The organism is Streptomyces sp. TSRI0107, assembly GCF_001905845.1.
GTDB lineage: Bacteria > Actinomycetota > Actinomycetes > Streptomycetales > Streptomycetaceae > Streptomyces.
This window is the reverse complement of record NZ_LIVZ01000023.1, coordinates 36,819-47,893: the sequence shown is the minus strand read 5'-3', so window position 1 is coordinate 47,893 and position 11,075 is coordinate 36,819. Positions and strand designations below refer to the sequence as shown.

Below are 11,075 nucleotides of genomic sequence, written 5' to 3'. Positions count from 1 at the left end.
TGACGACGCACCACGAACAGACCAACGCGCCAACCACTTTGCGGACACGCCCTAGGACTGGGCGGCTGGATCGCCGAGCCGTACGTCCAGGACTGAATGCTGGTGCGCGGTGCCTGTTCGGGGGCGCTGCCCGGTGACGCCGTACGGCAACTGGCGAGCAAGGCGGACCACTTCGAGGACGCCGAGTCGAGGACGTACGAGGAGCTCGGCGACTACACCTGCCAGGTGACGAAAGTCGACGTGTGCCTCGCCGGGAGCGAGGAAGCGGCCGTACCGGCTGTGGCCCTCCTTGTCCGGTTCGGCCAGCTCCGGGGATGCCACCGGGAGGGCGGCAGAGCTGGAGGCGGACAGGTAACGGGCCTCGTCCACCACGTAGTCGGCCAGCACGCGGGCGACCGAGGGGGCCATGCCGTCGGGTACGTCCGCCCAGGAGAGGGCCGCGACCACGGCGTACGCAGCGCGCCTGGGCCACGGTGTGCGGTGCGCCGGGGTCGGCCGGGTCCTCGGCGAGGACCAGGGGGACGGCCGTGCCGGCGGCGAGCAGGGCGAGCACCGCGGCCGAGGTGAGCAGCCGGTGCTTCCTCAGGCGGGCGAACCGCACCCCGGATCGCTCTGCTGCCTCATCGGTGGCGGTGTCCTCCGGCGTCGCTCCCCCATCGCGCATGGCGGGGAGATCAGCGACCGTGACGGACCGGTGGCGCGGCGGGGTGCGCGTTCGGGCGGGGCGCGGTCAGAGGGCGGTGGGGAGCGTCCGCATCAGGTGCTCCCGGTCCGTGGCGGCCTTCAGGACAGCCACGACGGCCGGATGGGGTGCGGCGTACAGGACCGGGTGGTCCGTCTCGCCTGATTCCGGGTCGGTCACGAAGGCCAGCTGTTCGCCGTCCAGGGAGAACCGCGCGTTCACGCCGCCCACGTTGCCCCGGGCGTCCTGGCGGTGCCAGGCCCCCTGGAAGCGGACGGCGACCAGGCCGTGCACCACGTCGAACTTCTGGTAGCACAGCGCGGTCGGGATGTCCTCCGCGCGCAGCAGGGCCGCGAGCGCGTGGGCTTTGGCGTAGCAGATGCCGGTCCTCTGCTCCAGCACGTCGGAGGCCCGCCAGGTGACGCGCATGTCGCCCGAGTCCTGGGAGTGCGGGATGGCGTCGCGGACGAATTCGAAGGCCGCTCGCGCATATTCATACGAGTTGGACACATCGCGGGCGAGGTGGGCGGCCGTCTTCCGCACCAGCGGATGCTCGTGGTCGATGACCTCGTCAGCGGCCAAGTAGGCGGAGAGATCGGCGGTTTCCTGGATCAGCTGCATGCCCGTAGAGCCTAGGCGGGTAAATGATCAGGAGTCAATATAGTTTCTGAAGTCTGCATATATATGCAGCAGGCTCTTGCTAGTCCGAGAACGGCCGAAGACCGCCGCAACCCTTTCCCGCCACCACAACCCTTCCCGGGCCTCGCGTGTCTCGGCCACCGGCGGACCACCATCAAAAGGGGGATGAAGACATGCAGGACCGACGGACCGGACCGGCGCGACGCGCCGGGCGGCGGCTCCTCGGAGTGGCGCTCGCCGGCTCTGCCCTGGCGGCGGTCGGGACGGGGCCGGCGTACGCCGAGTCCGACCAGCTGTGGATCGGCGCGCCGTCCGAGACGGTGCTGCCCGGGCCGGACGCGGACGGCAGCGCGCGTGAGCGTACGGTCGCGGTGCGGGTCACCCACGACAACGTCGACAACGGCGTTCCGGCCGGGCGGCTGACCGTCGACGTGGCCGAGATCGCCGCCTTCGCGCAGGTCTCGTGGCCCGTCGGCTGTGTGCCCGAGTCGGCGGTGAAGGCGGTCTGCGACGTCCCGGAGATGCCGGCCGGGACGGAGAGCGTGCCGGCCGCGACGCTGGGCATCCGCGCGCTGCCGGACGCCGGCCTCGGCGCGTCCGGATACGTGCGCTACACGGCCGCCGCCGGCGAGCTGGAGGCGTACCCGGCGGAGACGCTGGTCTCCGTGGGCAACGGCCCGGACCTCGGGCTCAGCCAGGCCGAACGCCAGAGCGGGCTCAGGCCGGGGACCGGCACCGAGGTACGGGCGACGCTCTCCAACAGCGGCAACCGTGCCGTGGACCGGACCCTGCTGTCGCTGAACGCCTCGTACGGGCTGCGGTTCGCGGAGCGCAACTCCAACTGCGAGTACCGGGAGCACCCCACCGGCACGTCCGCTCTGTGCGTGCTGGACGAGGCGGTGGCACCAGGACAGGAGTACGCGCTGGTGACGGGGCTGGGGGTCCGGCGGCAGGCGCTGTACGAGCGTTTCGACCACTCGGTCCAGCCCTACTCGGACGAGGCCCTGGAGGAAGCGCGCGGCAACGAGACGTGGACGCCCGGCACCGGCTCCGAGCTTGATCTGCGTCCCCTGACCGGGACGCGGGCGGCGGCGTCGGAGCCCGATCTCGATCCGACGGACAACTACCGGACCGTCATGCTGGACGCCAGGAACACCGCCGACATCAAGCTCACCGGCAGCAGGGTGGCCGGGGCGGTCGACGACGTCGTGACCGCGCGGGTGACCGTCTCCAACCGCGGCCCCGCCTGGGTGGCGTCGCTGGGCGCGGGCGCCCCGGCGGCCACCGTACGGTTCCGGGCACCCGAGGGCACGTCGGTCGTCGGCCTGCCCGAGGACTGCTGGGTCCAGCCGCCGCCCGAGGACGGCACGGCCCCCGAGACCTACTACTGCGGAACGCCGATCCATCTCCACGACAAGGCGTCCCACACCATCGAGGTCCGGCTGCGGATCGACCAGGTGGTGCCCGGGGCCCGCGCCACGGTCGCGACGGTCGACGACAACCCGGAACTGGAGCTGCGGAGGTTCGACCCGGACCTGCGCAACAACAGGACGTCGATCGTGGTCAACGGATGAACGACGCGGGAGCGGCCGCCCTCGCCGGGACGGCCGCTCCCGCGCACCTCGCTCACTCGGGCCCTCAGCGGGCCATCTCCTCCTTGACGGCGGCGACGAACGCGTCCACGTCGTCCTCGGTGGTGTCGAACGCGCACATCCAGCGCACGACCCCGGCCGCCTCGTCCCAGAAGTAGAAGCGGAAGCGCTTCTGCAGGCGCTCGCTCACGTCGTGCGGGAGCCTGGCGAAGACGCCGTTGGCCTGCACCGGGTAGAGGATCTCCACCCCGTGCACCGCGCGGACGCCCTCGGCGAGCCGCTGGGCCATCTCGTTGGCGTGGCGGGCGTTGCGCAGCCAGAGGTCCTTGGCGAGCAGCGCCTCCAGCTGCACCGAGACGAAGCGCATCTTGGAGGCGAGCTGCATGGACAGCTTGCGCAGATGCTTCATCCGGCGGACCGCGTCCTGGTTGAGGACGACGACCGCCTCGCCGAACAGCGCGCCGTTCTTCGTCCCGCCCAGCGAGAGGATGTCGACGCCGACCGCGTTGGTGAACGTGCGCATCGGCACGTCCAGCGAGGCGGCCGCGTTGGCTATCCGGGAGCCGTCCAGGTGCACCTTCATGCCGTGCGCGTGGGCGTGCTCGCAGATGGCGCGGATCTCGTCGGGCGTGTAGAGGGTGCCCAGCTCCGTGCTCTGGGTGATCGAGACGACCTGCGGCATCGCCCGGTGCTCGTCCTCCCAGCCCCAGGCCTGCCGGTCGATCAGCTCCGGCGTGAGCTTGCCGTCGGGGGTGGGCACGGTGAGCAGCTTCAGGCCGCCCATGCGCTCGGGGGCGCCGCCCTCGTCGACGTTGATGTGCGCGCTCTCGGCGCAGATCACCGCGCCCCAGCGGTCGGTGACCGCCTGGAGCGCGACGACGTTGGCGCCGGTGCCGTTGAAGACCGGGAACGCCTCGGCCGTCGCCCCGAAGTGGCTGCGGATGATCCGCTGCAGGTTCTCGGTGTAGACGTCCTCGCCGTACGCGACCTGGTGCCCGCCGTTGGCGAGCGCCAGGGCGGCGAGCACCTCCGGGTGGGCACCGGCGTAGTTGTCACTGGCGAAACCGCGGACCGAGGGGTCGTGATGGCGACGCGCGTCGGTCTTCGGAGGGTTCACGGCTTCTCGGTCAGCCACAGACGGTTTCCGTTCACTTCCGCGGCGGGCTTGGCCCAGACGTCGACGATGGCCTCGGCGAGGTCCTTGACGTCCGTGAAGCCCGCGAACTTCGCGTTGGGCCGCTCGGCGCGCATCGCGTCGTGCACCAACGCCTTCACCACCAGGATCGCAGCCGCCGAGGTCGGCCCCTGCTCGCCGCCGGCCTTGCGGAAGTAGTCGGCCATGGCCAGCGTCCACGCCTCGGCGGCGGCCTTGCCGGCGGCGTAGGCCGCGTTGCCCGCGGTCGGCTTGGTGGCGCCGGCCGCGCTGATCAGGACGTACCGGCCGCGCTCGCTGCGCTGCAGCGCCTCGTGGAAGGCGAGGGAGGTGTGCTGCACGGTACGGATGAGCAGCAGCTCCAGGAAGTCCCAGTCGTCGAGGCTGGTCTTGGTGAAGGTCTCGCTGCCGCGCCAGCCGCCGACGAGGTGGACCAGGCCGTCGACGCGGCCGAACTCCTTCTCGGTGCGGTTGGCCCAGTCGCGGGTGGCGTCCAGGTTGAGCAGGTCGACCGTCTCGCCGGTGACGGCGGCTCCGCCGGAGGCGTAGCGCGCCGCGTCCACGGCCTCCGCGAGCCGCTCCGGGTCGTTGTCGGCGCCGACGACCGTGGCGCCGGCCTCGGCCAGCCGCAGCAGCGCCGCCCGTCCCGCGGGCCCGCCCGCGCCGGCCACCGCGATCACCGCACCGCTGAGAGCACCGTTCCCCGTCATGATCCTCGCCTCCTGAGCAGCGTTGTCGCGGTCGCTCACGCGGCGACCCGCTCGGCGCGGTCCGCCGTGATGCCCTTGGTCGAGGCAATCACGTTCTTCAGCTTCTTGGACAGCGCCTCATAGAACATGCTCAGCGGAAACTCGTCCGGAAGCACGTCATCGACGAGCTTGCGCGGCGGCTGGGTCAGGTCCAGGGCGTCGGGGCCCTTGGCCCACTTGGAGCCGGGGTGCGGGGCGAGGTAGGTGGAGACCAGCTCGTAGCCGGCGAACCAGTGGACGAGCTTGGGGCGGTCGATGCCGTCGCGGTACAGCTTCTCGATCTCGGCGCAGAGCTGGTTGGTGACCTGCGGGGCGCGCTGCCAGTCGATGTGCAGCTTGTTGTCGGTCCAGCGGACGACGTCGTGCTTGTGCAGGTAGGCGAAGAGGAGCTGGCCGCCGAGGCCGTCGTAGTTGCGGACCCGCTCGCCGGTGACCGGGAAGCGGAACATGCGGTCGAAGAGGACCGCGTACTGCACGTCACGGGCCTGCGGGACGCCGTCCGACTCCAGCTTCACGGCCTCCTTGAAGGCGGTGAGGTCGCAGCGCAGCTCCTCCAGGCCGTACATCCAGAACGGCTGCCGCTGCTTGATCATGAACGGGTCGAACGGCAGGTCGCCGTGGCTGTGGGTGCGGTCGTGGACCATGTCCCAGAGCACGAAGGCCTCTTCGCAGCGCTTCTGGTCGTGGACCATCGCGGCGATGTCCTCGGGCAGGTCGAGGCCCAGGATGTCGACGGCGGCGTCGGTGACGCGGCGGAAGCGGGCGGCCTCGCGGTCGCAGAAGATGCCGCCCCAGGTGAACCGCTCGGGGGCCTCGCGCACGGCGATGGTCTCGGGGAAGAGGACGGCGGAGTTGGTGTCGTACCCGGCCGTGAAGTCCTCGAACTTGATGCCGCAGAACAGCGGGTTGTCGTAGCGGGTGCGCTCCAGTTCGGCGAGCCAGTCCGGCCAGACCATGCGCAGTACGACCGCTTCGAGGTTGCGGTCGGGGTTGCCGTTCTGCGTGTACATCGGGAAGACGACCAGGTGCTGCAGGCCGTCCGCGCGGCTCGCGGCGGGCTGGAAGGCCAGCAGCGAGTCCAGGAAGTCGGGAACCTGGAAGCCCTCGTCGGCCCAGCGGCGCAGGTCCTTCACCAGGGCCGCGTGGTAGGCGGCGTCGTGCGGCAGCAGCGGGGACAGGGCCTCGACGGCCTCCGTGACCTCGCGTACGGCGGCCTCGGCCGCCGCGCGCTCCGGGGCGCCCTCGGCCTCGAAGTCGATCGATCCGTCCTTGGACTGCCATGGCCGGATCCGCTCCACGGCATCCTTGAGCACGGGCCATGCCGGGTGCTCCACCACCCTGGCCACGGGAGGAACCTGTCCCTCCGAACCCACCTGCACAAGAATTTCCGTCATGTCCCATCCTCCACTGGAGAACCTTGCGTATGGACACCGTATGCATATGGGGTTTCTCCCAGCAAGAGGAGGCTCGGGAAATTATCCTGCGCACCCGCATCGTCACCGCACTTTTTCCTGTCCGTTACGCCGGATGCGGCTCCTCCGTGCAGAGCGGCGCACACCCCGTTCCATCGTGGGGCGGGCGGACTAGGCTGGCGGGTCTGTCCGTCGACGGAAGCGAGCGAACCTTGAACTTCCTCACCATCGGTCATCGCGGAGTCATGGGCGTCGAGCCCGAGAACACCCTGCGTTCCTTCGTCGCCGCCGAGCAGGCCGGCCTCGACCTCATCGAACTCGATCTGCATCTCAGCAAGGACGGCGCGCTGGTCGTCATGCACGACGCCGAGGTGGACCGGACGACCGACGGCAGCGGCGCCATCGCCGAGAAGACCCTGGACGAGCTGCGCACGCTGGACGCGGGCAAGGGCGAGCGGATCCCGGTCTTCGAGGAGGTGCTGGACGCCGTCGACCTGCCGATCCAGGCCGAGATCAAGGACGTGGCGGCGGCGCGGGCGCTGGCGGAGGTGATCCGGCGGCGGCAACTGGCGGGGCGGATCGAGGTGTCCTCGTTCCACGACGAGGCCGTCGCCGAGACGGCCCGGCTGCTGCCCGGCGTCCGCACGGCGCTGATCGCCAGCCGCTACGGCACCGACATCGTGGAGCGCGCCGTCCGGGCCGGCGCCTCGACGGTCTGCCTCAACATCCGCCGGCTCACCCTGGAGGTCGTCGAGCACGCCCGCGAGGCCGACCTGCGGATCATCGGCTGGGTGGTGAACTCGCAGAAACACCTGCGGCTGGTCCGGGCGCTGGAGCTGGACGGCGCCACCACCGACCACCCGGACATCAAGCGCACCGGCCGCTTCACCGCGTGAGGCTCACACCAGCGGCTTGACCAGCAGCTCGAACCGCAGGTCGGGGCGCTGCGGAATGCCGAAACGCTCGTCGCCGTACGGGAACGGGGACATCCGGCCCGTACGGCGGTAGCCGCGCCGCTCGTACCAGGCGATCAGGTCCTCGCGCACGGAGATCACGGTCATGTGCATCTCCCGCACGCCCCAGCTCTCGCGCGCCTGCCGCTCCGCCTCCGCGATGACGACCTTGCCGAGACCCTCGCCCTGCAGCACGGGGCTGACCGCGAACATGCCGAAGTAGGCGTGCTCACCGCGGTGTTCGAGCTGGCAGCAGGCGACGACGGTGCCGTCCCGCTCCACCGTCAGCAGCCTGCTGTCGGGCGACTCGACGACCTCCAGCACGCCCTCCGGGTCGGTCCGCTGCCCTTCCAGGATGTCCGCCTCGCTGGTCCACCCGACCCGGCTGGCGTCCCCGCGGTACGCCGACTCGACCAACGCCACCAACGTGTCCACGTCGGCGGGTGTGGCATCGCGGAAGGTCAGTCCGGTGGTCGCGGTCTCCATGGGCGGCGTCTCCGATTCTCGGCGCGGCACGGGCACCGATGAGGGTATCCCTCCCACTACGCTCCCGTGCATGGTGCATGTACTCGGCAGCCGGATCCTGCTGCGCCCCACGGACCCCGAGCGGTCGCGGACCTTCTACGGCGAGCGGCTCGGCCTCGCCGTCTACCGGGAGTTCGGCACCGGGCCGGAGCGGGGCACCGTCTACTTCCTCGGCGGCGGCTTCCTGGAGCTGTCCGGCCGCTCCGACACCCCGCCCTCCCCCGCCGTCCGGCTCTGGCTCCAGGTCGCCGACGTGCACGCGGCCCACGACGAGCTGCGCGCCGGGGACGTGGAGATCGTGCGACCGCCGGTGCGGGAGCCGTGGGGGCTGGTCGAGATGTGGATCGCCGATCCGGACGGGACACCGATCGTGCTGGTGGAGGTCCCGGCGGACCATCCCCTGCGGTACCGGCCGGGCATCTGAGGCCGGTCCGCGGGCGACTTGTAGGATCCCTGCGCGAGGCGGTGCCGCAGTCCTCTGTCCGCGGAGTCTCGTCCCGGCCGGACCGAGACTTACGGAGAACCCCCATGCGTCGTCCTCTGCTGCTGACCGCCGCCGTCGCGCTGCTGTGCGCCGGCTGTTCCACGAACGACGGCTCCTCGGCCGACGGGTCCCCGGCCGATGCCGGGGACGGGAACCGGCGCGCGGGCGCGTCGGCTTCCCCCGACCCGGGCTCCGCCGTACGTGCGGCCGTCGAGGCCGTCGGCGAGGAGAGCGTCCGGATCGACGAGGAGATCGAGCTGGCGGCGGAGGGCGAGGAGTACGGGCTCACCCTCACCGGCGACTTCGACTTCGCCGCGGACCGGGGCCGGCTCACCGTCGGGCTCCCGGGCGGCGCCATCAGCCGCAGCGACGAGATCTTCGCCGAGGGAAGGATCTACGTCAGCGGCGTCGCGGGGATCGACGAGGGCGCCTGGGGCGTCATGCCCCGCAACGAGGCGGAGGCCCACTACGCGCTGCGGGCACCGCTCAACGACCCCGAGCACGTCCTGCGGCAGATATCGGCGATGCGGCGGACGACCGAGGAGGGCGAGGAGACCGTGCGGGGTGTGCGGGCCACGCACTACCGCGGCACGATCGACCACGACACCCTCACCCTGCGGATGGCCGGCGACGTCCGCGCGAGGACGGACCAGGCCCGCGACATGCTGGGCAGCGACCTCCCGGTCTTCGCGGACGCGTGGGTCGACGGCCGGGGACGACTCGTGCGGGTGCGCATGGACTTGAACATGTCCGGTACCCGGGTGACGGTGACCATGGACCTGTCGGACTTCGGGAAGCCGGTGAAGGTGACGGTTCCGAAGGCCTCGGACACCGTCGCCGTCAGCAGCGCCACGGGCGTGCTGAACGGCTGAGGTTCCGTTGGCCGCCGGGCGGGGTCGGGGCTAGCGTGCTGACCGGGGGACGTCCTGACGTGCTGCGGAAGGAACGCCATGAAGCTGAACGCGCCGGTGACCGGCGGCCCCTGCTGGACCGAGCTGGGCACCAGCGACCTGGAGTCCGCCAAGCGGTTCTACGGCACCCTGTTCGGCTGGCGGTCCGAGACGGACCCGCGTCAGGAGGCGGGCGGCTACACGATCGCGCACCTCGGGGACGCGCCGGTCGCAGCGCTGGCCCCGCTGTACCAGGAGTCGCAGCCGGTGGCGTGGAACGTGTCGTTCGCCGTGTCGGACGCCGACGCCACCGCCCGGCTGGTGCAGGAGACCGGCGGCAAGGTCCTGGTCGGCCCGATGGACGTGTTCGACGTGGGCCGTTTCGTGGTCGCCCTCGACCCGGGCGGCGCGGCCTTCCAGCTGTGGCAGCCGCGGACCTTCCCGGGCGCCGGGGTGTTCAACGCGCCCGGCGCGCTCGGCTGGGTGGAGCTGCTGACCCGCGATCCCGCCCGCGCGAGGGACTTCTACGCCACGCTCTTCGGCTGGACCGTCAGCGTCTCGGAGCACTACACGCAGTGGCAGGTCGGCGGGGCCGACTTCGGCGGCATGATCACGATGGACGACAAGTTCCCGCACGAGGTGCCGCCGCACTGGCTGCCGTACTTCGCCGTCGAGGACGTCGACGCCGCCGCGGCGACGGCGACCGGGGCGGCCGGCACCGTGCTCATGGAGCCCACCTCGGTGCCCGAGGGGCCGCGGATCGCGGTGCTGCGGGATCCGCAGGGGGCGGTGTTCGGCGTGTACCGGGCGGCCGACGAGGAGTGAGGCCCGTGGGGCTTGCGTTCGAGTGCGCTCCAGCTTCTAGCGTCGACCGCACGAACTGCTCGAAGGGGAAATCGACGTGCGGTACACACTGTTCGGCCGGACCGGTCTGCGGGTGAGCGAGCTGAGCCTCGGCACGATGGTGATGGGTGACGGCCTCGACTACGGCTCCGACCAGGACACCAGCGCGCGGCTCGTCGACGCCTACGCGGACGCCGGCGGCAACTTCATCGACACCGCCAACATCTACACCGGGGGCGCCTCGGAGACGATTCTCGGCCAGGTGCTGGAGGGGCGGCGCGACGAGTTCGTGCTGGCCAGCAAGTACACCTGCGTGATCCGGGAGGGTGATCCCAACGCGGCCGGGAACCACCGCAAGAACCTGGTGCAGTCGGTGGAGGCGAGCCTGAGGCGGCTGCGCACCGACCGGCTGGACGTGCTGTGGGTGCACGCCCGGGACAACTTCACCCCGGTCGAGGAGGTGATGCGGGCCCTGGACGATCTCGTACGGACCGGGAAGGTGCTGTACCTCGGCGTCTCCGACTGGCCGGCCTGGGAGATCGCGCAGGCCTCCACCCTGGCCGAGCTGCGCGGCTGGACGGCGTTCGCGGGCTCACAGCTGCGGTACAACCTGCTGGAGCGCACCCCGGAGCGGGAGCTGCTGCCGCAGGCGCGGGCGTACGACCAGGCGGTGCTGGCCTGGGCGCCGCTGGCGGCCGGGAAGCTCACCGGCAAGTACCTGCGGGGCGGCGCGGGCCGGCTCGGCGCGTCGGGCGGCGCGGCCGACGCCCGCGAGGAGGCCGTGGTCACCGCCGTCGTGGAGATCGCCGAGCAGGGCGGCTGGAGTCCGGCGCAGGTGGCGCTGGCCTGGCTGCTGGGCCGGCCCGGCAACGTGGTGCCCATCGTCGCGGCGACCATGGAGAGCCAGCTCGCCGACAACCTGGGCGCGCTCGACGTCCGGCTCGACGCGGACGCGGTGGCCCGGCTCGACGAGGTGAGCGCCGTGCCGCTGGGCTTCCCGCACGACTTCGTCCGGGACCCCGGTGTCACCCGCAACATCTACGGCGACCGCTGGCCGGAGATCGACGACCGCCGCTCCACGTACCGGCGCACCGCCCACGACGTCCTCTGAGCGGGTCCGGGCTCTAGGGGGTGTCTCGTCGATCAGGCCGGA

General features: G+C 71.5%; 12 protein-coding genes. 6 read left to right on the top strand and 6 right to left on the bottom strand.

Features of this window, described 5'->3' with window-relative positions:
- Window positions 1–51 precede the first annotated feature (51 nt).
- Both AMK31_RS38075 and AMK31_RS38070 read right to left on the bottom strand, forming a co-directional pair.
- Window positions 52–447: a hypothetical protein gene (locus tag AMK31_RS38075; RefSeq protein WP_073945342.1), complete on the bottom strand. Its 396-nt coding sequence runs from the start codon at window positions 445–447 to the stop codon at window positions 52–54.
- A gap of 283 nt (window positions 448–730) precedes the next feature.
- Entirely contained in the window at window positions 731–1,303 is a 573-nt protein-coding gene (locus AMK31_RS38070) for a transglutaminase domain-containing protein (RefSeq protein WP_073945341.1), read from the bottom strand.
- A 191-nt stretch (window positions 1,304–1,494) separates the two neighbouring features.
- Between AMK31_RS38070 and AMK31_RS38065 the strand changes: the two genes are divergently transcribed.
- A complete protein-coding gene (locus AMK31_RS38065; protein ID WP_073945340.1) occupies window positions 1,495–2,895 on the top strand; it encodes a hypothetical protein in 1,401 nt (466 codons plus the stop codon).
- Window positions 2,896–2,959: 64 nt separating this feature from the next.
- Here the strand turns inward: AMK31_RS38065 and AMK31_RS38060 are convergent, their stop codons facing one another.
- Genes AMK31_RS38060 through AMK31_RS38050 form a run of 3 tightly spaced genes read right to left on the bottom strand, consistent with a single transcriptional unit; the run spans window position 2,960 to window position 6,209 of the window.
- A complete protein-coding gene (locus AMK31_RS38060) occupies window positions 2,960–4,030 on the bottom strand; it encodes a threonine aldolase family protein (protein ID WP_073945339.1) in 1,071 nt (356 codons plus the stop codon).
- Window positions 4,027–4,776 carry an SDR family oxidoreductase gene (locus AMK31_RS38055; protein ID WP_073945338.1) on the bottom strand — a complete coding sequence of 250 codons (750 nt, stop codon included), beginning with the start codon at window positions 4,774–4,776 and terminating at the stop codon, window positions 4,027–4,029. Before AMK31_RS38055 ends, AMK31_RS38060 begins: the two co-directional genes overlap by 4 nt.
- A 35-nt stretch (window positions 4,777–4,811) precedes the next feature.
- Window positions 4,812–6,209, bottom strand: coding sequence for a DUF6421 family protein (locus AMK31_RS38050; RefSeq protein WP_073945337.1), 1,398 nt, complete (start codon window positions 6,207–6,209; stop codon window positions 4,812–4,814).
- Between the two features lie 230 nt (window positions 6,210–6,439).
- Here AMK31_RS38050 and AMK31_RS38045 point away from each other — a divergent pair, with 230 nt between their 5' ends.
- Entirely contained in the window at window positions 6,440–7,123 is a 684-nt protein-coding gene (locus AMK31_RS38045) for a glycerophosphodiester phosphodiesterase (RefSeq protein ID WP_073945336.1), read from the top strand.
- Between the two features lie 3 nt (window positions 7,124–7,126).
- On the opposite strand, the gene AMK31_RS38040 is transcribed toward AMK31_RS38045, so the two are convergent.
- Entirely contained in the window at window positions 7,127–7,666 is a 540-nt protein-coding gene (locus tag AMK31_RS38040; protein ID WP_073945335.1) for a GNAT family N-acetyltransferase, read from the bottom strand.
- Window positions 7,667–7,736: 70 nt separating this feature from the next.
- Between AMK31_RS38040 and AMK31_RS38035 the strand changes: the two genes are divergently transcribed.
- The 4 genes from AMK31_RS38035 (at window position 7,737) to AMK31_RS38020 (ending at window position 11,033) form a co-directional block, all read left to right on the top strand.
- Entirely contained in the window at window positions 7,737–8,129 is a 393-nt protein-coding gene (locus AMK31_RS38035) for a VOC family protein (RefSeq protein ID WP_073945334.1), read from the top strand.
- A gap of 104 nt (window positions 8,130–8,233) precedes the next feature.
- Window positions 8,234–9,061, top strand: a complete 828-nt coding sequence (locus AMK31_RS38030) for an LppX_LprAFG lipoprotein (RefSeq protein ID WP_073945333.1) — start codon at window positions 8,234–8,236, stop codon at window positions 9,059–9,061.
- Between the two features lie 78 nt (window positions 9,062–9,139).
- Complete coding sequence (locus AMK31_RS38025; protein ID WP_073945332.1) at window positions 9,140–9,904, top strand: VOC family protein; 765 nt, start codon at window positions 9,140–9,142, stop codon at window positions 9,902–9,904.
- Window positions 9,905–9,980: 76 nt separating this feature from the next.
- Window positions 9,981–11,033, top strand: a complete 1,053-nt coding sequence (locus AMK31_RS38020; protein ID WP_073945331.1) for an aldo/keto reductase — start codon at window positions 9,981–9,983, stop codon at window positions 11,031–11,033.
- Window positions 11,034–11,075: the final 42 nt, after the last annotated feature.

Coding starts and splice junctions, on each gene's coding strand:
- AMK31_RS38070 (WP_073945341.1), bottom strand. CDS start 1,303: ATGCAGCTGATCCAGGAAACCGCCGATCTCTCCGCCTACTTGGCCGCT.
- AMK31_RS38065 (WP_073945340.1), top strand. CDS start 1,495: ATGCAGGACCGACGGACCGGACCGGCGCGACGCGCCGGGCGGCGGCTC.
- AMK31_RS38055 (WP_073945338.1), bottom strand. CDS start 4,776: ATGACGGGGAACGGTGCTCTCAGCGGTGCGGTGATCGCGGTGGCCGGC.
- AMK31_RS38050 (WP_073945337.1), bottom strand. CDS start 6,209: ATGACGGAAATTCTTGTGCAGGTGGGTTCGGAGGGACAGGTTCCTCCC.
- AMK31_RS38040 (WP_073945335.1), bottom strand. CDS start 7,666: ATGGAGACCGCGACCACCGGACTGACCTTCCGCGATGCCACACCCGCC.
- AMK31_RS38035 (WP_073945334.1), top strand. CDS start 7,737: ATGGTGCATGTACTCGGCAGCCGGATCCTGCTGCGCCCCACGGACCCC.
- AMK31_RS38030 (WP_073945333.1), top strand. CDS start 8,234: ATGCGTCGTCCTCTGCTGCTGACCGCCGCCGTCGCGCTGCTGTGCGCC.
- AMK31_RS38025 (WP_073945332.1), top strand. CDS start 9,140: ATGAAGCTGAACGCGCCGGTGACCGGCGGCCCCTGCTGGACCGAGCTG.